At 44.0% G+C, this 23,460-nt stretch carries 21 protein-coding genes; 12 read left to right on the top strand and 9 right to left on the bottom strand.

What is annotated here, in order from left to right; all coding sequences use genetic code 11:
• Nucleotides 1-57: 57 nt before the first annotated feature.
• Nucleotides 58-258 (bottom strand): hypothetical protein, encoded by a 201-nt coding sequence (locus CWO08_RS06000; protein WP_048659067.1) that lies wholly within the window; start codon nt 256-258, stop codon nt 58-60.
• A 195-nt stretch (nt 259-453) separates the two neighbouring features.
• Here CWO08_RS06000 and CWO08_RS06005 point away from each other — a divergent pair, with 195 nt between their 5' ends.
• From CWO08_RS06005 to CWO08_RS06015, 3 genes are all read left to right on the top strand, one after another.
• Entirely contained in the window at nt 454-768 is a 315-nt protein-coding gene (locus CWO08_RS06005; RefSeq protein ID WP_004730049.1) for a DUF496 family protein, read from the top strand.
• A 152-nt stretch (nt 769-920) separates the two neighbouring features.
• Nucleotides 921-1,547 (top strand): D-Ala-D-Ala carboxypeptidase family metallohydrolase, encoded by a 627-nt coding sequence (locus CWO08_RS06010; RefSeq protein WP_048659066.1) that lies wholly within the window; start codon nt 921-923, stop codon nt 1,545-1,547.
• A 170-nt stretch (nt 1,548-1,717) separates the two neighbouring features.
• Nucleotides 1,718-1,954: a hypothetical protein gene (locus CWO08_RS06015; protein ID WP_048659065.1), complete on the top strand. Its 237-nt coding sequence runs from the start codon at nt 1,718-1,720 to the stop codon at nt 1,952-1,954.
• Here the strand turns inward: CWO08_RS06015 and CWO08_RS06020 are convergent.
• Nucleotides 1,951-4,542, bottom strand: a complete 2,592-nt coding sequence (locus CWO08_RS06020; protein ID WP_108020100.1) for an ATP-binding protein — start codon at nt 4,540-4,542, stop codon at nt 1,951-1,953. The genes CWO08_RS06015 and CWO08_RS06020 overlap by 4 nt on opposite strands.
• Nucleotides 4,543-5,465: 923 nt before the next feature.
• On the opposite strand from CWO08_RS06020, the gene CWO08_RS06025 reads away from it, so the two are divergent.
• Nucleotides 5,466-6,902: a glyceraldehyde-3-phosphate dehydrogenase gene (locus CWO08_RS06025; RefSeq protein WP_048608907.1), complete on the top strand. Its 1,437-nt coding sequence runs from the start codon at nt 5,466-5,468 to the stop codon at nt 6,900-6,902.
• 239 nt (nt 6,903-7,141) lie between these two features.
• Here the strand turns inward: CWO08_RS06025 and CWO08_RS06030 are convergent, their stop codons facing one another.
• Together CWO08_RS06030 and hcp are read right to left on the bottom strand one after the other, a co-directional pair.
• On the bottom strand, nt 7,142-8,197 hold the full coding sequence (locus tag CWO08_RS06030; protein ID WP_102432683.1) for a hybrid-cluster NAD(P)-dependent oxidoreductase: 1,056 nt from the start codon (nt 8,195-8,197) through the stop codon (nt 7,142-7,144).
• A gap of 120 nt (nt 8,198-8,317) precedes the next feature.
• Nucleotides 8,318-9,979 carry a hydroxylamine reductase gene (gene hcp / locus CWO08_RS06035; RefSeq protein WP_102432682.1) on the bottom strand — a complete coding sequence of 554 codons (1,662 nt, stop codon included), beginning with the start codon at nt 9,977-9,979 and terminating at the stop codon, nt 8,318-8,320.
• Between the two features lie 273 nt (nt 9,980-10,252).
• Here hcp and CWO08_RS06040 point away from each other — a divergent pair, with 273 nt between their 5' ends.
• Nucleotides 10,253-10,483, top strand: a complete 231-nt coding sequence (locus tag CWO08_RS06040) for a hypothetical protein (RefSeq protein ID WP_048659061.1) — start codon at nt 10,253-10,255, stop codon at nt 10,481-10,483.
• 53 nt (nt 10,484-10,536) lie between these two features.
• Entirely contained in the window at nt 10,537-11,700 is a 1,164-nt protein-coding gene (locus CWO08_RS06045) for a carboxylesterase (RefSeq protein ID WP_048659059.1), read from the top strand.
• Between the two features lie 115 nt (nt 11,701-11,815).
• Here the strand turns inward: CWO08_RS06045 and CWO08_RS06050 are convergent, their stop codons facing one another.
• The 3 genes from CWO08_RS06050 to CWO08_RS06060 form a co-directional block, all read right to left on the bottom strand.
• Nucleotides 11,816-12,430 (bottom strand): LysE family translocator, encoded by a 615-nt coding sequence (locus tag CWO08_RS06050; protein ID WP_048659058.1) that lies wholly within the window; start codon nt 12,428-12,430, stop codon nt 11,816-11,818.
• Nucleotides 12,431-12,557: 127 nt separating this feature from the next.
• Nucleotides 12,558-13,478, bottom strand: a complete 921-nt coding sequence (locus tag CWO08_RS06055) for a LysR family transcriptional regulator (RefSeq protein WP_102432679.1) — start codon at nt 13,476-13,478, stop codon at nt 12,558-12,560.
• Nucleotides 13,472-13,933, bottom strand: coding sequence for an Lrp/AsnC family transcriptional regulator (locus tag CWO08_RS06060; RefSeq protein ID WP_108020101.1), 462 nt, complete (start codon nt 13,931-13,933; stop codon nt 13,472-13,474). The genes CWO08_RS06055 and CWO08_RS06060 overlap by 7 nt, the downstream gene beginning before the upstream one ends.
• Nucleotides 13,934-14,189: 256 nt before the next feature.
• Here CWO08_RS06060 and yjeH point away from each other — a divergent pair, with 256 nt between their 5' ends.
• A complete protein-coding gene (gene yjeH, locus CWO08_RS06065; RefSeq protein WP_102432678.1) occupies nt 14,190-15,455 on the top strand; it encodes an L-methionine/branched-chain amino acid transporter in 1,266 nt (421 codons plus the stop codon).
• 46 nt (nt 15,456-15,501) lie between these two features.
• Here the strand turns inward: yjeH and CWO08_RS06070 are convergent, their stop codons facing one another.
• A complete protein-coding gene (locus tag CWO08_RS06070) occupies nt 15,502-16,959 on the bottom strand; it encodes a PLP-dependent aminotransferase family protein (protein ID WP_108020102.1) in 1,458 nt (485 codons plus the stop codon).
• Between the two features lie 90 nt (nt 16,960-17,049).
• On the opposite strand from CWO08_RS06070, the gene CWO08_RS06075 reads away from it, so the two are divergent.
• Together CWO08_RS06075 and CWO08_RS06080 are read left to right on the top strand one after the other, a co-directional pair.
• Nucleotides 17,050-17,709, top strand: a complete 660-nt coding sequence (locus tag CWO08_RS06075) for a pyridoxamine 5'-phosphate oxidase family protein (RefSeq protein ID WP_048659053.1) — start codon at nt 17,050-17,052, stop codon at nt 17,707-17,709.
• Nucleotides 17,710-17,789: 80 nt separating this feature from the next.
• The gene (locus tag CWO08_RS06080; protein WP_102432676.1) at nt 17,790-18,716 is read left to right on the top strand and encodes an urea transporter; all 927 of its coding nucleotides are present in this window, start codon (nt 17,790-17,792) and stop codon (nt 18,714-18,716) included.
• Between the two features lie 9 nt (nt 18,717-18,725).
• Here the strand turns inward: CWO08_RS06080 and CWO08_RS06085 are convergent, their stop codons facing one another.
• Complete coding sequence (locus tag CWO08_RS06085) at nt 18,726-19,733, bottom strand: AraC family transcriptional regulator (RefSeq protein WP_048659051.1); 1,008 nt, start codon at nt 19,731-19,733, stop codon at nt 18,726-18,728.
• Nucleotides 19,734-19,865: 132 nt separating this feature from the next.
• On the opposite strand from CWO08_RS06085, the gene CWO08_RS06090 reads away from it, so the two are divergent.
• The 3 genes from CWO08_RS06090 to codB all read left to right on the top strand — a co-directional run bounded on the left by CWO08_RS06090 (nt 19,866) and on the right by codB (nt 23,456).
• Complete coding sequence (locus CWO08_RS06090; RefSeq protein ID WP_048659050.1) at nt 19,866-20,216, top strand: hypothetical protein; 351 nt, start codon at nt 19,866-19,868, stop codon at nt 20,214-20,216.
• A complete protein-coding gene (locus CWO08_RS06095; RefSeq protein WP_048659049.1) occupies nt 20,210-21,433 on the top strand; it encodes an HlyD family secretion protein in 1,224 nt (407 codons plus the stop codon). The genes CWO08_RS06090 and CWO08_RS06095 overlap by 7 nt, the downstream gene beginning before the upstream one ends.
• Nucleotides 21,434-22,217: 784 nt before the next feature.
• Complete coding sequence (codB, locus tag CWO08_RS06105) at nt 22,218-23,456, top strand: cytosine permease (protein WP_108020103.1); 1,239 nt, start codon at nt 22,218-22,220, stop codon at nt 23,454-23,456.
• Nucleotides 23,457-23,460: the final 4 nt, after the last annotated feature.

The raw sequence follows: 23,460 nt of genomic DNA on the forward strand, positions 1-23,460 counted from the left end.
TCCTTTTTATTATTTTGATAATTCCATCTCAACACTTAACAATGCAGCCAATACTGGCTAGTGCTCAGACAAAATCGGTACTCGTTTCTTTCTGCCTTGTTCATCAATCATTATGATCTTAGAACGGTTTAGCTCTATTTCCACGACTTCCAAATAAGTACGCTCTTGTACATACGCATCACGAAGCTTGTTCTGCTCTGCCGAAGATTCAGTAACATCGTCACCCAAATCTTCTGTTTCCAATTGTTGTTGATTCATTTCACATATCGTATCAATGCAGTATCTACATAGGATACTAACTTGATCGGTAAGATAAAAACAATCGCACATCGGCGAGAGTGACGAATAATTAAACAACCTTACTTTTGCTTTGATCTAAAGACTGTTACATCATCAATTGATGTGCTTTAATCAGAACCAGACAACGTATTTGACGAATAGGAAAAGGAATCTATGAGCAGCGTATTTGAAATTGTTAACCAAGCACGACGTAAGAACAAACTTAAGCGTGAACTTCTAGACAACGAAAAGAAAGTTCGTGACAACCGCAAGCGTGTTGACCTTCTTGATAACCTACTTGATTACATCAAGCCAGAGATGACTCACGACGAGATCCTAGGCATTATCAAGAATATGAAAGCTGACTACGAAGACCGTGTTGATGACCACATCATCAAGAGCGCAGAGATTTCTAAAGCTCGCCGTGACATCAGCCGCCGCATTCGTGAACTAACAGAAGAAGACAAGCAAACGCAAGGTAAGAAGTAATCTAACCTCGCTGATTAACTTGTAATAATGTTAGTAACCCACTCTTTATAGTGGGTTTTTTTGTACATAAATTCCAGAGTCTATACTTAAGCTTACGTATTTACTGATTCAAATATTACTAGCAAAGCCAACGTAAGTAATGGAGCCACCTTATGTACTCAAGCATCCTGATTACCTTAGCGCTATCAACGACTCAACCCTACCCAGAAGAATTTGAAAGGCTGTATACCGAAGAGACTGAAATCACCTACGAGGATCTCGTGGTGGATGTTCATGGCTACAAGGTACCGACTCGCTCGGCATTTCGTGGCTGGATGCTTCTAAATCACGCAGAAGACCAAGTAAGAGAGATCGGACAACAGCTCAAAGATGCGGGAATCACACAAAGCATGCCTTTACATCTGGTGTTGTTGCAAGGAACAGACTGGGCAATGAGTAACACCACCTTATTTACCCTCCCCAACAAAAAACATGTACCCAACATGATCAACACCTTGAAGTACATTCAAGAATACATCGAGCCTGAAATCGGTGTGGTTATTCCTGTTTCAGGTGAACGTTCAAAACTCTACAATCAACAAGCTGGCGGTGCCCTGCAAAGTAAACACTTAGAGTTCTGCGCCTTAGATCTTGTCCCAGCCAACGGTATTTCTCGAGCAGATTTGCACGTTAAACTCAAAAAAATTCACGCTGAATACGGGCAGAAGAATAACGTAGGGTTAGGCTTGTACGCCGGCGTTCGATTCCATATCGACACTTGCGGCTTCAGAAACTGGTAACTTAAAAAGACACCAAAAAGTCAAATAGACACATCAATTTACCATGTCTTTTTGACACTACCCATATCTGGATTTTTATTAAACCATTGATATTTAATTAAAGTTAAATATGGAACGCTAATTGCTATTACTAAGTATCAAAAGAAAATAATAGCAATTAGGAATTCAATATGAAGACGATGACTCAACGCTTTCAAACTCTGCTTTCTGTTTCAAACTTCAGTCTAGCTATCACAACCTTGCTTATGCTTCTCAGTATTATAGTTGCTTATCCAATGGCCAATCACTTCTCACTGCCGATTCAAATTGTCGCCCACATCAGCACCATCTTAGTCGCAGCCTTGTTGAAAATCAGTTACGTAGGTCGCTGTCTTGCACAATACAACCTTGGCTTAGAAGTCCGCTAGACGATATCAAGACTACTGAAAAGATCGTACAACTGGTGAGATTTATAAGGTTTGGGCAAGTAGGCGTTCATGCCCGCTTCAAAACAATCTTTAATGTCTTCTTCCAGGACACTAGCGGTCAAAGCAATAATGGGTAATGGCGCAGCTTGTTGAGTGGTTTCCCACTGTCGAATCGCACGAGTCGCCGTTATACCATCCATAACAGGCATCATGCAGTCCATTAAGATGGCATCAAACTGAGCACCTTGAGTGATGACGTCCACCGCTTCTTGGCCATTACTGGCAATCAAATACTCATAACCCGCTTGCTCAAGGAAGAAGCTCGCTATTTTTTGATTCATCAGATTGTCTTCAACGATCAAAATGCGTCGATTCAGAGAGCGAACCTCTTCATCTTTTGGTTCCACCGCTGATGCTTGCTCTTCACCGACATCAAGCGATTGTAAGCTGTTTAAGAATCGTCGGCCCAAGAATGGCAAGGTATGAGTCGAGTGGACCGTTTCTGTGATTAGGTTGGTTTTGAATAGGTGATGCTGACACACGATGACGCGGGCAAGAGGATATATCGCCTTCAACGTCGCAAGATCTTTCTCCATCGAGTGATGCAAGGTATGACAATAAAGTATCAAGTCGCTTTCTTTTACACTTTCACTAAGGGCAGCAATGGATGACACCACATTGGCTCGAACATTCAAACGCTCACACTCTTTAACAAGCTGATCAAGGTAATTGAAAGAGTTCGAGATGATCGTCGCTCGGCTCAGGTTATCGAAAGTTTGAACAGGCGCTTCTACAACATCGACATACAAACAAAACGTGAATGTAGAGCCCTCTCCTTTCACTGAACGTGCGGTAATGTAGCCCCCCATCAAATCAACAAGCTGTCGACAAATCGCAAGCCCTAGCCCCGTACCACCAAATTGGCGGGTAATGCTGCCATCTTCTTGAGTGAAAGGTTCAAATATGGATTCTAACTTCTCTGGTTCAATCCCAATCCCGGTATCAGACACGCTGCATTCCAGCTTACCCCTGCCCATAGACATAGGGGTATAAGCAATGTCCGTGGTAATTGTGCCCTTGGACGTAAACTTAATGGCATTCGAAAGCAGATTGGTCAGCACCTGTCTCACGCGGTACTCATCGAAAAACAGTTGTTGCGGCGTTTGATAGTCGATATTGATGTCGAGCTCGATATCCTTACTTATCGCTTTCGACAGAATCACACTTACAGAGTCATAGACCGCCTCTCGTAAATCAGCATTGTGTGGTGACAACATCAAGTTACCCGACTCGATTTTAGATAGGTCGAGGATGTCATTAAGTAGGACTAGCAAAGAGTGAGAAGACGATTCAATATCCCCTAATACTTCTTGCTGATTTGCGCTAAGTTGGCTTTGAGATAAGATCTCAGCCATGCCAATAATACCGTTAAGTGGCGTGCGTATTTCATGTGACATATTGGCTAAAAATGCGCTTTTGGCTTTATTGGCCGAAATCGCGTCTTCTTTTGCTGTTATCAACTCTTTATTGTGAAAGTAGTTACGCTCCATCACTCGATTTAGAGTTTCAGTGAACTCGGTGAGTTCATCGTTCCCTTGAATCTGAATCACCTTGGGTTCACCGTAGCTATCTGCGCATTCAGATACCCCTCTTAGGATAATCGATAAGTTTCGATTTAAGCGAAGAGACGTTGCTACACCGAGCCACAACAACACACCTGAAATGGCAAGAATAAGCAAGGTCATGATCAGGGTTTGCTTTTTTTGTAGCGCTATATTGTTGGTCAGATCAAACTGTAATTGCTTGGTATAAGCACCCACTGCCTTTGAAATCGCCAACTTCTTTCGTTCTAAACCTTCCACATGTTCATATATTTCAGGTGAAGAGAAGTCACCTTTGAGGATTCGATCGGTAAATCGGTTTTGAAATTCATCTTTAGAAAACGTACTTAGTAGCTTTCTAATTTCAGACGAGCGACTACCTGATCGGAAAAACATATCTAATAATTGCTGCTGCCTTTCTAAAGCACCAACATAACTCAATAAATATTGATCAATCAGCTCCGGAGAGCGATACAAACGGTAACTCAGCCACGCTTCTCGCTGAGTCCAGAACACGTAATGAGTAAGATTGATAAACATCGCGTTAGCTTGACTGACTTTTTCATCCACAATGTTAATACGATATTCAGATAGCTCCATTAACACGCCTTTTAACAAGTCGAAGGCACGCTCTGTCAATTGCGTGTTGTTATCAGTAACCTGTGATGCGTCCCTGTTAATACTGGAGGTTACACGGGCGAGTCTCTCTAATACACTCTTAAGCTCAACCAGCTGTGGTTCAACAGTCCAATTACTGTCGAACTGTTGAAGCTGTTTCTCGTATTGAGCTAGCCTAGTCAAATCAGTTTTCAGTTTTAAAAGCAGCAGACCTTTCTCTGAAGAATCATTAGACAGAACCAACCATCGATAAGCATCACTTGAAATCGTATTAAAAGATTGAAGCGCTTCAACCTTAATACGGGTTGTTTCAAGGTGATTCATCTTCTTTTCGTTCTTAAGCACTTCATTCACTGTAAACCCAAACATAATGAGTACAGAAACCGTAGAAAGAAAAATAAGACGCCATCTAATTGATATATTTATCATTTTTATAACTACTCCCTTCCCGAAAGTAATTTACCTAGCCCAGATTAAGGATAGGACATTAACAGGGGGTTATTGATCAAATTGGATATGAACAAACGTTACTCTGAGCCCAGAACGAAAAATTAGAACCAACTGATATCCAGAACGGAGCTTTAAAGCGAAGGAGCATACTTGGAATAAGTGAGCTTTACGCGCGGGAGATTTCTACAAATGAGCTCTAAACGAGAAAGGTTTAAGCAAGCACGATGTAAACAAAAGACACTTTCTCCAGTTGTTATCACCCACATAACAAGTGAACATCCACTTACTACGACTCAACTAAACTGTGAATGATGACTTGCCATAACAAATAATTAGATGATTCAGGTAAAATTGTGACATCCAATCGTTTGCGTGATGGACTTTTTGCACTCGAACTCCGCTTATTCAAAAGTCGAACAAGAAAGGACGTTGATTACTTATTTGTCGTTTACTCTTTACGTGTAACCTGAGTCAATGATCACATATTTAATGATCACCATGACCTTTATTACATACTACATTTTGATTTGAGTATTTTTTGACGAAAAATAAGTGCTACAGATTGTTAAAGTCAATAGTCTTTATCGACGTTGAAATCTTGATTTTTGGCTAATATAAAGTCAATTTACAGACATTTTGTCTACATTTATTTTTCCTAGCAGAATAACCCGTCGTACCTTACAATCCTGCCACATAAAAATTACAAGTTACACACAAGACATATCAAGCACATTTAAGTGGCAATATAGACCACAGCCTGATGCCTCAAATCCCCTATGCTGATTGGCTTCCCTACAACCGCCATGACTGCAGAAACTTAACGTGAAAGGTCCCGAGTAAAGATGAGTCCCGAAAAGCACCTCCTAGATTGGCAAACTAGTCAAACCATTGCTGAATCCATCGCTCCAACTTTAGGTCAGTTATACCGCCAAAAAGGCGTAGAAGTTATCCTCTTCGGTAAGACCCTAGTTAACGCGACAACTATCGACATCATCAAAGCTCACCGCATCGCAAAACGTTACACTGGCTCACCGCTAACCGCAGAACAAACTCAACCAATTATCCAGCATCTACTATCAATGCGCTTGTCTCCATGCCGCGTTGATGTTGGTCGTCTAGCAGCTCAGTACTGGGAAAACCACGAAGACCTTAGCGCGATGGATGATTTCCTTCAAACAGCTCTAATGGGTTCGCTTGAAGGCGACGCGATGACGAAACCTCGTGACGTCGTGTTGTACGGCTTCGGTCGTATCGGTCGTTTGTTAACTCGTATTCTTGTAGAGAAAAGCGGCCCAGGTTACCCACTTCGTTTACGCGCAATCGTTGTACGTGGCGGCAAAGATGGCGACCTAGAAAAACGTGCTAGCTTACTCCGTCGTGACTCTGTTCACGGCCAGTTCAACGGCAGCATTGTTGTAGACCAAGAACGTAAAGCAATCATCGTAAACGGCAACTTCATCCAAGTTATCTACGCAAACAAACCAGAAGAAGTGGATTACACGGCTTACGGTATTGAAAACGCACTTGTGGTTGATAACACAGGTGTATGGCGTGACGCGGAAGGCCTAAGCCAACACGTAGCATGTAACGGTGCGAAGAAGGTTCTACTAACTGCGCCAGGTAAAGGCGACATCAAGAATGTTGTATTTGGTGTGAATGAAAATGTTATTCAACCAGAAGACACCATCATCTCTGCAGCAAGTTGTACCACCAACGCAATCACGCCAGTATTGAAAGCAGTTCACGACAAGTTTGGCGTACTGTCTGGTCACATCGAAACGGTTCACTCATTTACCAATGACCAAAACCTAATCGATAACTTCCATTCAGGTGATCGTCGTGGCCGTGCTGCGTCATTGAACATGGTACTGACATCGACTGGTGCTGCTAAAGCGGTATCAAAAGCAATGCCAGAAATGGAAGGCAAGCTAACAGGTAATGCGATTCGCGTACCTACGCCAAACGTATCAATGGCAGTAGCAAACCTAAACCTTGAGAAAGGCACAAACAAAGAAGAGTTGAACGAGTACCTACGTGAAATGGCGCTGTCTTCTGCTTTGTCTGCACAAATCGATTACACAGACTCAACTGAGATTGTATCTACAGACTTGGTTGGCTCTCGTCACCCAGGTGTGGTTGACGGTGTGGCGACTATCGCACAAGACAACCGTGCCGTGCTGTACATTTGGTACGATAACGAGTTTGGCTACAGCTGCCAAGTTGTTCACTGTATGGAACAGATGATGGGTGTTCGCTACAAGACATACCCTGAAGTTTAATCAACTTCGCTCTTGTAGATACGTCCATCGCAACAAGCTCCACAACATAATAACTATATCTGCGAAGTCTGTATGGGCTTCGCAACCCCTTTTGTTTTACTCCCCCGTATAAACAAGAGGGTTGCCACTTAGATCTGCTCTCTCTAACTGATCTAGGTGGCCTTTTTACATCTAGCGCCCTAACTTTTATCGCTATGACAAGACCTTGTCTTCATCACCCTTGCACAGCTTCACGTCTGTTATAACTCAACCTCAACATCTGACTGAATCGAGCTTGAACATGCGAGCACGTACCCCTGCTCAATCTGTTCTGGCGTCAATGTCTCTTGGCTGCTTGATTCCACTGACCCTTTGGTCACTTTGCATTTACACGAGCCACAAATCCCGCTGCGACAAGCGATGATAATTGGAACGCCTGCTTTTTCTAATGAATCCGCCAATGGTGTACCAGTTTCCGCTTCAACTTCAGCTCCGAACGCTGGCACAAATACCTTAACAGCACTATTCGTATCGTCAGCAACTTCGGCTTTTGACGCTTCTGATTGAGCATTCTGAGTAGCAGGAGTGAAGCTTTCTTGATAGAAGTTATCCATGTTGAACTCAAGTTCTTTCAGATAACTTTCAATGTCTTGCATGAAGCCTACAGGCCCACACAGGTAAACCGTTCTATCTAAGATATCTGGGCTCAGTTTCACTAACCAGTTTTTATCTAAACGACCTTGAGGAGCCGTTGTTCCTTCGTTGTCTTTTAGCAGCAGTTTTAAGTTGAAATTCGCATGTAATTCATCGAGCTGATGAAGTTCTTGAAAGTAGATAGTCTCAAGCTTGTTGCGTGCCATGTGGACAAAATCAATCTCGATGTCACTGTCTTGAGATAGCCAATACTTGACCATCGCCATTACTGGTGTGATACCACAGCCTGCACTCACTAGCGTTACTTTCTTTGTCGCCGTTGGCATACAATCAATACAGTTAAACGCGCCTGCCGGCTTCAACACAGAAACCTCATCACCTTCATCAAGCTCATCAACAATAAAGTTCGAAACCAAACCACCTTCCACACGCTTGACCGTCAACTTCAGACAGTTATCTTCTGGGCAAGAAGCCACTGAATAAGCACGGTAATCCGTTTTCGTCGGCATATCTAAACCCAGAGTAATAAATTGCCCTGGCTTAAAATTAAAATGTAAGTCTTGTGGAATGCTGCCAAGCTCAAAGCTGACCGTATCTGGCGTCTCATGCCATTTCTTTAAACACACTAAATTGATTGAATCGCTATCCGACCATGCATACATAGTTCGCGTACCTTGCTAATGACTAGATGATTAAATGACTAAGGATTTAAATCGAAAAAGCCCCGCCGTTGTCTGTTTTTGAAAAACGTCACAACAACGGGGCTTAGGAGTTGGCTTAGATTAAGCCGCTAAGATTGTTTTAAGATCTTGCTCTGGCGTTGAGATAGAACGCATATCGAACTCGTCTTGAATAATCTTTAGTAGGTTTTCTGTTAGGAACGCTGGCGCTGTTGGGCCTGTGTAGATGCCTTTCACACCAAGAGCAAACAGAGTAAGCAGGATAACGATCGCTTTTTGCTCGAACCAAGAAAGAACAAGTGTTAGCGGTAGTTCGTTGATGCCGCAGTCAAACTCTTTAGACAGTGCTAAAGCAAGCTGAATAGCAGAGTAAGCATCGTTACATTGACCAACATCTAACAGACGTGGGATACCGTTAATATCGCCAAATTGGTTCTTATTGAAACGGAATTTACCACATGCCAAGGTCAGGATTACTGAATCTTCTGGTGCTTGAGCTGTGAAATCTGTGTAGTAACTACGCTCAGATTTGTCGCCGTCACAACCACCAACTAAGAAGAAGTGCTTAATGTTGCCTTCTTTCACTTGCTCAACAACCGCAGGCGCTGCTTCCATCAGTGCGTTACGACCAAAGCCAACAGTGATCATTTGCTCGATCTCGTCATGCTTGAAGCCTTCTTGTGCAAGAGCACAATCGATCACAGCGCTGAAATCGTCACCTTCAAGGTGAGCAACACCCGGCCAGCCAACGATGCTACGCGTAAATAGACGGTCAGCGTATGAGCCTACATCAGGGTTAAGCAAACAGTTAGATGTCATTACGATCGCACCAGGGAAGTTCGCAAATTCTTTTTGCTGGTTCTGCCAAGCGCTGCCGTAGTTACCCGCAAGGTGTGGGTACTTGTTCAGTTCAGGGTAACCGTGTGCAGGTAGCATCTCACCGTTGGTGTAAACGTTAATGCCCCTTCCTTCTGTTTGTTGAAGGATCTTTTCTAGATCATGCAGGTCGTGACCAGAAACAAGGATACAGTGACCTTTCTTCGTCTTCACATTCACGGTTGTTGGTTGAGGGTGACCAAATGTATCTGTCTCGCCCTTATCCAGCATTTCCATTACTTTGTAGTTCATCAAGCCAATCTGCATAGACGTATCTAACAGTTGTTTTAGATCTGACGGGTCTGTACCTAGGAACGCCATGATTTCGTGGTATTCAGCAAAAATAGCATTGTCAGTTTGACCAAGAACACGTGCGTGCTCCATGTACGCTGCCGCACCTTTTAAGCCGTATAGGCAAAGAAGGCGAAGACCAATCACATCTTCGTGTTGAGAGTCGTGACCGCGGTTTACCGCCGCTTGAGGGGCAAGCGCCAATAACTCTGAAGAATCTGTTGGAAGATCGAATTGAGCAGCAGCAGAAAGCGCAGGGATCTCAAAACCGGTCAACGTAGCTGCCGCTCGAACTTGTTGTTCTAAACGCTGCTTAAACTCGTGAGATTGCTGAGCAAATTCGATGATGCGAGCAGGATCGAAGTTAACGTTCGTTAATGTTGCGAAAAATGCTTTTGGTGCCCATTCATCAATTTCAGTATCAATAACATCACAAGCACGGCCTAAATTAGCCCAGAAAGAAACACCTTGAAGAGAATGCACCAACACGTCTTGAAGGTCGGATACTTCCGAAGTTTTACCACACATACCTTGTGCGAAAGAACAGCCTTTTACGGTTGGGGTTTGAATTGTTTGTTCACATTGAATACAGAACATATAGGGGCTCCAGTAATTTTTATTAGCTGTAAGTGCTTTGCTTACAGTGACTTATTCCAACTCCTATAGAGCATCAACCGTGCCAACTTTTAACTCATTGATTTTATTAGACTTAGCTGTATTCCATGTTTTTAGTGCGTGATTATGACTACATATAAACTCCCCAAGAGCACACATCCGTGTCATAGTGACTCTCCGAGATTAATTAACGGCGTTCATGTTTCGTTCAGAATAGAAGCGATAAAGTAACAACATAGAAAAAGAGGAATGAATATGAAAAATATATTAGTTACGATTGTTGCATTATTTACTGGCCTTTTGGCACTATTCACAAGCTTGATCCTTGCTATTCCTTTGGCTATTGCAGCTTTAATCACTGGCAAGCGCATTCAGAATCAAATGAAGAAACAAGGTTTCGCAGCTCATATGAACACTCGTCAGTCATCAACCCATGATGCCGGTGTTATTGAAGGTGAGTACGAAGACCTTTCAAGCAGAAAATAATCTAAACTTCAGTTTCAGACATAGTGAAAGCACAACAGAGACAAGATTACATAATGCAAAGAAAGCCCCTCCTAGCACTGCTGGCCTTAACGACTTTAAGTCTCGTTGGTTGCTCCAACGAGACATCAATACCCGCTTACGAAACTTCTCCAGATTTGCCTAGCTATCAGCAAGACAGCTTTGATGCCTACGTCAATGACACACAAGATTGGTTATTGAAAAACCGTGTGTTCATGACGGAAGACAAACAACTCGAGATCCAACTCAATTCGCCAACCGAGTATCAACCAACCTCGCCAAACGGCAAGGCAGTGTTACTGGTTCATGGGTTAGGTGACTCACCCTACTCATTTAAAGACATCGCTACCCATTTGGCTGAGCAAGGTTACTTAGTGAGAACCGTGTTACTGCCGGGTCATGGTAGTCGCGTGGGTGACTTAATGCAGCCGAGCCTAGAAGACTGGCAAGGTGTGGTAGCTCATCATACGAAGTTACTTGAGCAAGAGTATGATTCTGTTTGGCTAGGCGGCTATTCAACCGGTGCGAACCTCGTGACTTCACAGGCGATGCATGATCCAAAAATCTCTGGGTTACTGCTGTTCTCTCCTGCGTTTCAACCGAGCTCGTCAGCCGTTCAATATGCAGAGCTAGCGAGCTACTTTGTTACTTGGGCCGATCAAGATCCTGAAGATAATGTGCTGCGTTACAACTCACTGCCAATGAACGGTGCTTCAGTTTACTACGAGACATCAGAAGTCGTTCGCAATGACTTGGAAGATAAGCACTTCGATAAGCCGGTGTTTATTATGATGAGTGAAGGCGACAGCGTGATTGACACCAACTACGTTCAGCAAGCATTTACTGAATCGATGCCGAATCCAAACAATGTGTTGGTTTGGCAAGGAGAAACGACACTCGAGGATCCTCGCGCTGTTCAGTACAGCATGAAAATTCCAGATCAGCGTATCTCGAACGGCTCTCACATGGGCTTACTGTTCTCACCAAGCAACCCTTACTACGGAATCAATGGTAGCGAGAAGATCTGCTCTAATGGTCAGGCTGAAGGCTTTGAAGAACAATGTAATGCAACCAGTGAAGTTTGGTACTCAGCATGGGGCTATCGCGAAGAAGGGAAGAACCATGCGCGTTTGACCTACAACCCCTACTTCTCAGATTCTATGGCGAAGTTAGATGCCGTGCTGAATTCTGAAGGCTAACAAGCTCAAACCTGTCGAAGCCAATCCATAGAAATCAAAAAGGCTCACTAGATAACGTCTAGTGAGCCTTTTTTAATGAGTATCGTTTCTCGTAACTTACTCTTATCGCTTACTGCTATATCGTCCACACCACACGAACAGCAAGCAGGATCAACACCAAACCTGATAGTCGGTCAATCAGCTGCGCCTTTGAGCGAATACGTTCAACAATCAACGGGCTAGACAGCACCAAGGTGATAAAAGTGTACCAAAGGCCGTCGACAATCAACGGCGTTGAGACAATGATCACTTGATTGGTCAGTTCATTACCTAATGCAACAAATTGGCTGAACAGAGCGATGAAGAACAGCGCAATCTTTGGGCTTAAGATAGAGATCAAGAAAGCCTCGCGAGCAGACTGCATGTAACTCATCTTTTCCCCCGCCTCTAATTTCGCGGCAACACCACCTTTCGAACGTAACGCGTTTACGCCGAGATAAAGCAGATACGCAGCACCCGCTAAACTAATACCTTTGAACAACATTGGTGATTGCTCAAGCACAACGGCCAAACCAACAATGGTTGCGAACGCATAAATACCGATACCAGCAGCATGCGACCAAGCTGCGATAAGTCCGTTCATGCGGCCACCAGCCAAGCTGTGCTTAGCGATCATCGCCAAACTCGGGCCCGGAGACATTGCACCCAACAAGCAAATCGCTAATAAAGAAAACCAAATTGTTACTGTCATCATTCCATTCCTAGTAAAATAAAGCGTTCCAGCTGAACACTCTACGCTTAATACTCAATACTTGGCACTTACCATAATCCGCAGAACGTATCATTTGAAATCAAAGGTTATCATTACACCTATGATTTCAAATCATACTGATATTGTAACTCGACTTTTTCATGGCTTGGAATGCCTTTTCTCTCGCCCATTTGTGGGCAGAGTCGTTGTCATATTTAGGGTGCCACATTAACCAATAGGTATGCATTTCCGTATCAAACGGCAAAGAAAAGTAGGTAGTATCGAGGTGTCGACCTAGGTTATAGGCGATATGTTCCGGCACAATCATCAGGTAATCGTCTTGCATCAATACAGTGCCAGCCGATGAAAAGAACGGAACCTGCAAAGCCACTCTTCGCTTCAGGCCTTGCTTCTTCAATGCTATGTCCGCGTAGCTGTCTTTATCTCCGCCCCCCGTCACCTTGATGTGAGAGTAGTTAACAATGTCTTCTGCACTCAAAACCACTTGTTGAGCTAATGGGTGAGACTTGCGCATCAAACACACCGACTTGTCTTCACCAAGTTTGATGCTTGAAACATGCTCTGGCTTTGTGGGAAACATACTAGAAGCTAAGTGGATCCCCGACTCGTTCAGTGCTTCAAGGTAGTTTGGCTGCCACAGGCGATAAGCCAAATTGATATTCGGCGCTTCAGCGGACACCTCTGCAACAATCACAGGAAGAATATACTGAGCCACATAATCACTCGAAGACAACACCAACTCACCTTGCCAGTCTCGTGGCTCAAAGGGTTTATCGTCTAACAGGTGATCAAACTCTCCAAGCAAGTCATCGAGCTTATCTTTAAGCTGAAGAGCACGATTAGTAGGAACCAGTTTGTTACCATCACGAACCAACAAAGGATCGCCACACAAATCTCTTAGCTGGCTAAGTTGGCGGCTAACCGCTGACTGTGTAATATGCAAGCGTTGAGCTGCGCGGCTGACATGACACTCTTCTAGAAGTACATGCAGCGAACGCAGTAGGTTTAAGTTGATATTGCCTAACATGGATGTACCGTCGGATTCAGTTTGTTAAAAAACTCGGTAAGCACAGTATGAGTCATTAGGTGACGCAGATCTGGATAGCTTTGCAGTTGGTCGCGAACTTGATTTAAATGCTCCATGCTTTCCACTTCAACGTACAGCATCATGTCCGTCTCACCGCTGATCGAGTGACACCACTGCACACCATCAATACTCTGGATTCGTTGCGCGTAGGACTCACAACTATGGTCGCTGCTCGACATGTCGAACTTCAACAAAATATAAGCACACACATTCTTCGTTTGATTGGGTTCTGTCACTTGAGCGCAGTAGCCCGTAATCACTTTATCGCTTTCCAGTTTCTTGATTCTGGCGTTCACAGCTGAGCGCGAGAGACTGACATCTCGTGCGATATCACTCACTGAGCATCGAGCGTTGGTTTTGAGAATATCCAAAATCTGGCGATCAAATTTATCCATGCTTCTGATTCTTTCCACTTATTGTTCTATTTATAACGCCTAATTTGACACAACTTTCCTACTTATAACAGCCATTATGACAGCCGACACTTTCACGCCTAATCGGATTAATACCGTTAAAATGACGGTGTCTTACGACGTTTCGCTAGCTGTATTATTGATGGCGACAATGTATGCTCTCATTCATAGCATCACCCAAACATCAGAAGACAGGCACAAGAAGGCCGATATAATAAGCCAATAGCTAGGAGAGCGAATGACACAACTCAAACAAGAGATCACGCTGATCTCAGGAATAGGACAACTCTCTACGACCTTGCTAGGCACTGGATTATTTATGATTCCCGCTATCGCTGCAGGTATCGCAGGTCAGTTGTCGCTACTGGCATGGTTAATCTTGTTTATCGCCATTTGCCCGATCGCCCTCACCTTTGCTGCCTTAGGAAAACACTACCCGAATGCAGGTGGTACAGCTTACTTTGTACGTCAGGCGTTTAGCGAGCGATTAGAAACAAGCGTGGCGTGGTTGTTTGTGAGTGTTATTCCTGTCGGTATTCCAGCGGCCATTGCACTGGCAGGAGGTTTTGCTCAACAGTTATTACCCTCACCTCTCGACACACCACTTGGGGCTCAATCCTTTACCGTCGCTCTGCTGATTGCCGTCAATTTGATGGGCAGTAAGTCTTCAGGCCGCTTGCAAACGGTGATTGCCTTATCGATTTTTGCCTTGGTTAGCGCTTTTGTTTGGAAAGCCGACATCACGGTAACCGATGTGGCTCTCCCTACCATCTCGTCCGATTCTATGTGGTCCATCGGCGCTGCTTTAGCCGTCATGTTTTGGTGCTTTGTCGGAATAGAAGCTTTTGCTCACATGGGAGAGGAGTTCAAAAATCCACAACGTGACTTCCCAATCGCCATCATTGCAGGCTGTTTTGTTGCGGGGTTAGTGTACTGGGCTTGTTCAGTGGTGATTCTTAAACTGGGGGCTTACGGTTCACCTGAATTCGATGCCGCATCCATCCCTTGGGTAACAGAACAATTGTTTGGTAATGGCTTCAAAACCGTCATCAGTGTACTTGGCTTCTTTGCTTGTTTTGCCAGCCTAAACCTTTATACCCAAAGCTTGTCTCGCATGATCTGGGCTCAAGCTCGCCAACACACTCCTACAAGTAGAATGGCTCAACTGAACAGCCGTGGCGTACCACTTTACCCAACATTAGCAATTGGATTTATCGCGCTTATCTCGTGTGTGATTGGTGAACTGTCTAATTTGGACCTTGAATTCTTTCTTAAACTCGCCAATGGTATTTTTGTTTTGGTTTATTTGCTCGCTATGTTAGCGGCTTGCCGATTACTGACAGGTGCATCTAGATACACAGCCATGCTCTCATTGGTCATATGTACCTTAGTGTTTATCTGTTTAAGTTGGTCGATGCTCTATGCCGTGACTATTTTTGTGACATTGTCACTCCCTTGGCGAAAATGGTTGGGTAAGCCCACTGTTTCTATCGACAAGTTGTAACTCGATTAGTGATGAATCAGAAAATTGTAAACAAGCCCTACCAATATTACTGATAAAAAAGCCGAGCGATCTGTTTGATCTTCGGCTTTATCTCAGCCAAACGTATATTTCCAAAACCCAGCACCGCCCCACTCCAATCACGAGCATCACTCGAACCGTATTCATAAAAATCAAACGGACGAATGATGATATTTTCAAGCTCTGCTCTGCGGCTCCACTCATGTTCAGATATTCCGTTGTACCACTTCACCGTTACATGTAGTCCTGCCGCCTGACTGATCACTTCAAGATCACCGTTAAACTCACTTTTAATCGCTTCTATCATCGCTTCATGTTTGAGTTTGTAGGAACGACGCATCTTTCTGATATGACGCAATAAATCACCTTCTCGAACAAAATCCGACAAAGCTTCTTGTGTATGAGACGCCGTGTCTCCAGTGAGTGCATCTTTAATCTCAAGACACTTCGCCACCAGACTTTCTGGCACCACTAAGTAGCCTAAGCGGAGTCCGTTGAACATGACTTTACTCAGCGAACCAACATAAATGATTCGGTCATCAAACCCGAGTTTACCCGCTAAGCCTTGCATACTGGTGTAAGGGCGATGTGCAAACTGAAACTCACTGTCGTAGTCATCTTCAATGATCCATGACTGATGTTTGTTGGCCCAATCGATGAGCTTGAGGCGTTGCTCAGTATTTAAAGTCGTGCCCATTGGATATTGGTTACTCGGCGTGACATACAGAGCCTTAGCATTACTGAACAACACTTTTTCAATATCTAATCCAACCTTTTCACGGACACTTACGCCATCTAACTCTAACCTCAACAGATCGATAATTTTATGCACTTGTCGATAACCGGGCTCTTCCACCAGGATTTTGTCGCCCATCGCCAACGTCGCCATCAAACCAATTGAGATAGCTTGCTGAGCACCTGCGGTTATGATGATTCTGTCAGCACTACAATGAACTGAACGGCTGCTTGCAAGATACCCGGTCAACGCTTCCCTCAAGGCCAAGCTTCCCTGAACCTCTTGATTGCCCGCAATGTTCTTACGTGCAGAGTGGCGTTGCAACAGCCTCTGCCACTTAGCATAAGGGAACGCATCTAAGTCAGGGACTCCTGGGGCAAAGCTGCGGTTAATGTCGTTAGGTGTCGCTATATTTGCACTCGGCTTACTTATTACGTGCCTAACCTGTACATCCTGAACACTGTTTGGCTGAGACAAACTGAGAAAATGCTCCGGCTGTTCAACCGACACGTAAAAACCCGAGCCTTGCTTACTCTCGATATAGCCTTCAGTGACCAGTTGTTCGTACGCGTAAATCACCGTATTTCGACTCACCGATAACTCGACGGCCAACTTACGTGTTGAAGGTAACTTACTGCCCTTGCTCCATAAATCTTGAACGATCTTCTCTCTTATCGCGTGGAACAAGGCGGTTTGACGCGTGTCGTGTTGTTCGTCTAACTGTAGATCACCGACATCGATAGGCTGCATAACTGGATCCAAATAGTGTTTAAAAGTGGCTCTATTTAATAGACCAGTTAATCGCTACATTAATCAAAAGGCAATGATTAAGGAGCGATTATGTTATCTAACACGAAAAGAACCACGATTAAAAAAGGGGCTCACAAAGCCGTATTTGAACAAGAGAAACTGCACCAAATCATTGATGAGAGCTTAATCGCACACATTGCATTGCAAGGCGAACAAGGCCCAATGGTTATCCCGATGCTCGCGTGGCGAGTGGATGACATGGTCTACATTCATGGGGCTAAAAACAGTCGCTTACTGAAAGGGCTAAAGAAAGGAGAACCAACCTGCTTAACGTTCACTCTGTTCGATGGTTGGGTATTGGCTCGTTCGGCATTTCATCACAGTGCGCACTATCGTTCTGCAGTGGTACTGGGGTCTTTTTCAGTTATTGATGACAACCAAGAAAAGGATCGCTTGCTGAATATCTTTATTGAGCAAATCGCACCGGGAAGAACCGATGAAGTCAGGCTAAGTAATGATAAAGAGCTCACCGCAACCGAGCTATTGGCGATTCCTTTAACAGAAGCCTCCGTAAAAATTGGTAAACATGGCGTGAATGATGATAAGACTGATATGGATATCCCAGTCTGGGCTGGCGTATTACCTTATCGAACGGTAGTAGGGCCACTAGAAACAGTGCCAGAGCAAGAAGGTATTATTGAAACACCTGATTACCAACAAGCCTATGGTGAACGTTGGTATCAGAATTAACACACGAAGATGGTCAACCAAGAATAATTGTATACAATCTGGCGTATCAAAAATTTAGCATAATGAAATTCTGTCGCCAGATGATGAACACGAATAAGGACACTCTTCCACTTCAAGGCTTGCTCAATGGTATTGGGCAAGTCTATTTCACACCATCTGCTGTAACATCCCTTTTGTTATTGCTAGCTATCTCTATTGAATCAATTCCACTGGCTTGTTTAACTATACTCGGTGTCAGCTGCAGCTACATATTAGCTCGCTATACCCATAACAGCATTAACACCAACAACAAACCAACTCATGATCTTAACAGTGGTATGTATGCGTTAAATGGCGCACTGATCGGTTTGTTCATTGGTAACTTCTTTGGGGTCACCCCAATACTAGCGGCTGTGACAGTCTTCGGTGCCCTACTCACCGTACCAATCGCTAAAATAGTGTTTAGCTTTAAAAAGTACCGCGGTTACACCAGCGCCTTTGTTATCACCTCTTGGGGAATTTATGTTGTCCAATCAACCTTCGAGCTTTCTGCATTTTCAACATCAAGCATTGCGTTGATGCCACTCATTGATATCGGTACAGATGTGAAAAACTACTTACCAACGTTTGTGGTGACCATGCTAAAAGGGATCAGCCAAGTCAGTTTTATCAATAATGAGTTTTCCGGATTGGTTATCTTGGTCGCAATCGCACTGAACAGCTTCATGCACGCTGTTTGGATACTGCTTGCGGTGTTTATTAGTACCCTATTTAGCTCTTTGGTTGGTGCTGACAACGAACTGATCAAGCAAGGTCTTTATGGCTACAACGCCATTCTTGCAACTCTAGCACTTGTGCTCTATCCACGAATTCCTTGGCCGCTAATCCTATTAGGCATGCTGTTGAGTTGCCTTATTACCCTAGGCTTTCACACCTTGGCACTGCTGCCATTAACAGCGCCTTTCATTTTGAGTACTTGGGCTGTGGTTTACTTATCAGGCTTGTTACAGAAACGAAGTCTAGCCTAAAAACATAAACTATAGATCCGTCCAAAACCTCTCGACATATTGCTTTGGCGTTAAACCTCGATGTTTCTTAAACATTCGATTGAAGCTGGCAGTATTGGTATAGCCTAAGCGTTTAGCGACATCTTCAATGGGCAATTTATAACTCAACAATTCCACCGCAACATTACTCAATGCATAACCCATTATGGTAGAAAAATTGACACCCCGTTTGTGTAAACGTCGCTGAAACTGCTGCTCAGATAACCCCAGAAGGCTAGAAACTTTATGCAGAGTCGGCAAACCGAAATGGCGGCTGTAGTTGATCATCTCATAAGTCACCTTATGTTCATCACCGGCATCTGGCATATTGAGGTAGTTGTCTAGGTCGTGAAAATTCATCGCCAGCCCCATTTTACCTACACTTGGCGATTGATTAATAGACAACCTCAACTCACTCCGTATCCAAACCTCTGTACGAGGTTGCCCCCATTGAATCGTACAACCGAAATACTCATGGTAGAGATCAACGTTATCTCGATGGCCGGCAATTGATACCGCCATGGGTTTAAAACCATCCCCTAAATAACGGCGCAAAATCTTCATAATGAAAATGGCCACTCTTATCGAGTCATGTACTTTGCCCGTTTCCGTGTAAGCGGGATTGTCGTAGCACCATTTAATCATGGTTCCGACTTGAGCACCGTATAAGAAAGCACCCGACTGTAAACAATGCAGTCCGATGTTGACTCTGCGGATCGTCGACGCAAGATCGTGACCAGAAAAAAACCAATTGGTTAACGGGCCTAATCTTTCAATATCTACACGATCAGCCAATTTCAATATGATATCCGGATCATTAGTTTGCTCTTCAAGTAGACCATACCATTTGTCCACTTCACTAACGGGAATAAGGTTCATCGGGTTATTAAACACCGATTTAGGAATACCTAATTGCTCGGTATTCACGGCCTTATTGGTCATTGCGTATTGGTAAATACCCAAAATACCCAATGCTCTTAAGAAGTTACAGTTGTTCATTAGCCCCCTACCTAGAAGTCACTATTACAGATCAAATCATATTGACACCATTATTAAAGTAATTGGTAAATTTTCAACCTCTAAATCTGATATCAATCACACTCGGCGCTCAATTTAACCTAGGGTTTATCAATGAGTTTACTTAGTGTCCCATTTGTCGGAACAGGTGCAGATACTGCACTACACGTCGTGGCTGGCGTAGTGTTGGTTGCAACCATCGCGGCAGCATGTTACGGGTTCTGGCGTGTTCATGAATTACCAATCAATAAAGCTCACAGTAAAGATCATCATCAGCTGGGTTTGATTACCGCATTAACATGGATTGGTTTCGTATGGCACTGGGTATGGGTACTCGCTGTAATCTTGGCATTTGTTGATATGGAAAAAGCCATCATCAACCTAAGAGATACATGGAAATCTCCGGCAGCACCGAAGGAACAGGCAACGACCGACAAGCAAGATGAGGAGAGCCAAGTATGTTAGAAGGCTTAGCAATTTGGGCACTGTTCATTTATTTACTCAGACTTATTGGTATGCCTTGGAACAAAGGCACCAAAGCATTCGCGTACCTAGGTGGTACATCTTGGCTATTGTTTGTGTGGGTCGGCCTACTCAACTTTACTCCGATGGATTTATCGGGCGGTTCGGTTGTTCAGTCTCCGCACATTCAATTGCGTCCAGACTCAACCAATGTGTCGGGTAAAACAACGAAAGTCCATATCCATCCCAACCAAGATGTGACAGAAGGACAACTGATCTATGAGATTGACGACACCAAATATGTGATTGCAAGAGACAAAGCAAGTGTTCAACTTGAGTCAGCAAAGGTCGCTTTAGACACGGCTCGCCAAGAAGTGAGCATTGCTAAAGTTAGCTATCGCTCAGCGCTAGAAGACATCAAAGCTTCAATTGCACAAATTGAGTCAGCGAAAACAGATTTAGTACTGCAATCAAAAACGCTTGATCGTTACCAGAAGCAAAACAGTGTCGTACAACACACAATCACTGAAACTGACATCGACCAACAAACGGCAAAGGTAGATTTGGCGACTCACAATTTGACTACGTTAGAATCTCAACTGAGCAAGAAAGAAGTCGATGCAGAAAACGCGAAACTCGACATTCACAAAGCCGAAACTAACGTTAGCAAACAACAAACAGAAGTGGATTCAGCGAAAGCAACCTTGGCTCAAGCACAATGGGATCTTAACAGCACCAAAGTCACGGCACCGACTGACGGCTTTGTAACGAACTTTATTCTTCGTGAAGGTCAGCGCGTTTCAATGATGCCTCGTATTCAAATGTACACCGAAGAGAAGTACGTGCTAATGCGAGTTAACCACCAAGCGATTCGTAATATTAAGGTCGGCCAACCAGCAGAATTTGCGACGGCGGTTTACCCTGGCAAGATATTCTCGGCAACCGTAGAAGGTATTGTTGAGGCGACGGGTGAAGCACAGGCGAGCTTGCTCGGTATCGATGAACAGGTGCGTGTCACCACAGGTCGGAACCTTCAGAACAAGCACCACTTTGTACGTTTAAAGATCGATGAAACAGAAGGCTACGATATTCCTGTTGGTTCTGTCGGGTTAGCGTGGGTAAGTGGTGAGAAACCGATTAGCTTCATGGCGTTCCTAGATGTAATACGCGGGATCATCATTAGAATGAAGTCTCAGCTGTACTTCTTCTACTCTATCTAATATGCCTGATAAGCAAAACAAGACAAAGTCCGTGCGATCTCAGATCGCACGGGCTTTTTTGGTTGCTTGCTTAAAATTCCATATTTTTAAGCGTAGGAAGAGTCCATAGAAGGCAAAGAACTCAGAGACACGCTGTGATCGCCTTTCTTCTTATCTCATCTCATCTCATCTCATCTCATCGCGACACTAGATCATCAACACCTAGCTCACCCAACACTATCATTAAATTGCAAATCGCAATTGCATAATGCGACAGGGTAATTCTAAAACGCGAATAAAACACCCAAATACGCACCAAATTGCTATTAAACAGCCTATATTCGAGGTTTTAAAAGTTGGCACGCTACCTGCAATGTATAAATCGACCCTTCTTAAGCCGAGGGTCACCTAGCCAACTGACGTTGTTAGTGAACCTTATTCTTGTTCACAAAATATATAAGCCAATTGCGGTTATTGCGATTGGCTATTTTTTTGCCTGCCGTTTGGCTAACCGCCCACCTCTCGATACAGACACCCATTCAATCGCATAACAATCAACATTCATAGCCAACTATCGATAGCAGATACCCAACACGCTATGGAAAACGTTTTCTATTTATTTTCATGAAATAAATGGAGAAAATAACCCTATGTTTTACAAGGCATTTAAGATGATAACTGATTCTCAAGCGCCTTTATTGACAAAATTAGCATTGATTATGTGATTTATATCACCATAATGCGCACATTTGCCTGCAATACGGCGACCGTTAATTTTAATTTTGATCATTTGCGGAGGTAAAAAATGGCTGCTGATAATAACTACAGTCTAGGGCCGGTTCCTACATCGGCTAGGAAAGGAGTCGCTTCACTCACCATGGTAATGCTTGGACTCACTTTCTTCTCTGCAAGTATGTGGACAGGTGGTTCACTCGGGACAGGCCTCTCATTCAATGATTTCTTCCTCGCCGTTCTCATCGGTAACCTAATTCTTGGTATTTACACTTCTTTTCTTGGCTACATCGGCTCATCTACTGGCCTCTCCACTCACCTCCTAGCTCGTTTCTCTTTCGGTACAAAAGGCTCATGGCTTCCTTCTGCTCTACTTGGTGGTACACAAGTAGGTTGGTTTGGCGTCGGTGTAGCAATGTTCGCAATTCCGGCACAGAAAGCCACAGGCATTGATACCAACACTTTGATTATTGTGTCAGGTCTTTTGATGACGGGTACGGTGTACTTCGGTATTAAAGCGCTAATGGTGCTTTCAGCGATTGCTGTTCCAGCGATTGCTATTCTGGGTGGTTACTCAGTGTTGACTGCGGTAGACAGCGTTGGCGGACTAGAACAGCTACAACTGATTGAGCCAGAAACTCCAATGGACTTTTCAATGGCCTTAGCAATGGTTGTAGGTTCATTTGTTAGTGCGGGTACTCTAACGGCCGATTTTGTTCGCTTTGGTAAAAAGCCAGCAAGCGCAGTATTGATTACTATGGTTGCATTCTTCATCGGTAACTCGCTGATGTTTATCTTCGGCGCAGCCGGCGCAGCAGCAACAGGCCAATCAGACATTTCAGATGTGATGATTGCACAAGGACTACTGCTTCCAGCGATCATCGTGCTTGGCTTGAACATCTGGACAACCAATGAAAACGCACTTTATGCATCTGGCCTTGGTTTATCTAACATTACTGGTCGCTCAAGTACTACAATGTCTATCATTAACGGCATCATCGGTACGATTTTCGCGCTTTGGTTGTACAACAACTTCGTAGGTTGGTTAACCTTCCTATCGTTGGCGATTCCACCAATTGGTGGCGTAATCATCGCTGACTTCTTCGCAAACCGTAAACGTTACAAAGATTTTGCAAATGCAGAGTTCCAAACCGTTAATTGGGCTGGCATTATCGCGGTAGCAACAGGCGTAGCCGCTGGTCACTTCCTTCCTGGCGTTGTTCCTTTGAACGCAGTGTTAGGTGGTGCAATCAGTTACCTCGTGCTTAATCCTCTATTGAACAAAAAAGCTCTGAAATCTCAGGCCGCTTAAGGAC

Origin of the sequence: Vibrio sp. 10N.286.48.B8 (assembly GCF_003050085.1) — a bacterium.
In the GTDB taxonomy this organism is placed as follows: Bacteria; Pseudomonadota; Gammaproteobacteria; order Enterobacterales; family Vibrionaceae; genus Vibrio; species Vibrio crassostreae.

Bases quoted from the DNA above. Each gene is read 5' to 3' on its own strand.
- CWO08_RS06095 (WP_048659049.1), top strand. From the start codon at position 20,210: ATGTTAGAAGGCTTAGCAATTTGGGCACTGTTCATTTATTTACTCAGA.
- CWO08_RS06040 (WP_048659061.1), top strand. From the start codon at position 10,253: ATGAAAAATATATTAGTTACGATTGTTGCATTATTTACTGGCCTTTTG.
- CWO08_RS06055 (WP_102432679.1), bottom strand. From the start codon at position 13,478: ATGTTAGGCAATATCAACTTAAACCTACTGCGTTCGCTGCATGTACTT.
- CWO08_RS06010 (WP_048659066.1), top strand. From the start codon at position 921: ATGTACTCAAGCATCCTGATTACCTTAGCGCTATCAACGACTCAACCC.
- codB (WP_108020103.1), top strand. From the start codon at position 22,218: ATGGCTGCTGATAATAACTACAGTCTAGGGCCGGTTCCTACATCGGCT.
- CWO08_RS06045 (WP_048659059.1), top strand. From the start codon at position 10,537: ATGCAAAGAAAGCCCCTCCTAGCACTGCTGGCCTTAACGACTTTAAGT.
- CWO08_RS06080 (WP_102432676.1), top strand. From the start codon at position 17,790: ATGATGAACACGAATAAGGACACTCTTCCACTTCAAGGCTTGCTCAAT.
- CWO08_RS06015 (WP_048659065.1), top strand. From the start codon at position 1,718: ATGAAGACGATGACTCAACGCTTTCAAACTCTGCTTTCTGTTTCAAAC.
- yjeH (WP_102432678.1), top strand. From the start codon at position 14,190: ATGACACAACTCAAACAAGAGATCACGCTGATCTCAGGAATAGGACAA.
- CWO08_RS06070 (WP_108020102.1), bottom strand. From the start codon at position 16,959: ATGCAGCCTATCGATGTCGGTGATCTACAGTTAGACGAACAACACGAC.
- CWO08_RS06025 (WP_048608907.1), top strand. From the start codon at position 5,466: ATGAGTCCCGAAAAGCACCTCCTAGATTGGCAAACTAGTCAAACCATT.
- CWO08_RS06030 (WP_102432683.1), bottom strand. From the start codon at position 8,197: ATGTATGCATGGTCGGATAGCGATTCAATCAATTTAGTGTGTTTAAAG.
- CWO08_RS06075 (WP_048659053.1), top strand. From the start codon at position 17,050: ATGTTATCTAACACGAAAAGAACCACGATTAAAAAAGGGGCTCACAAA.
- hcp (WP_102432682.1), bottom strand. From the start codon at position 9,979: ATGTTCTGTATTCAATGTGAACAAACAATTCAAACCCCAACCGTAAAA.
- CWO08_RS06085 (WP_048659051.1), bottom strand. From the start codon at position 19,733: ATGAACAACTGTAACTTCTTAAGAGCATTGGGTATTTTGGGTATTTAC.
- CWO08_RS06020 (WP_108020100.1), bottom strand. From the start codon at position 4,542: ATGTTTGGGTTTACAGTGAATGAAGTGCTTAAGAACGAAAAGAAGATG.
- CWO08_RS06090 (WP_048659050.1), top strand. From the start codon at position 19,866: ATGAGTTTACTTAGTGTCCCATTTGTCGGAACAGGTGCAGATACTGCA.
- CWO08_RS06000 (WP_048659067.1), bottom strand. From the start codon at position 258: ATGAATCAACAACAATTGGAAACAGAAGATTTGGGTGACGATGTTACT.
- CWO08_RS06060 (WP_108020101.1), bottom strand. From the start codon at position 13,933: ATGGATAAATTTGATCGCCAGATTTTGGATATTCTCAAAACCAACGCT.
- CWO08_RS06005 (WP_004730049.1), top strand. From the start codon at position 454: ATGAGCAGCGTATTTGAAATTGTTAACCAAGCACGACGTAAGAACAAA.
- CWO08_RS06050 (WP_048659058.1), bottom strand. From the start codon at position 12,430: ATGACAGTAACAATTTGGTTTTCTTTATTAGCGATTTGCTTGTTGGGT.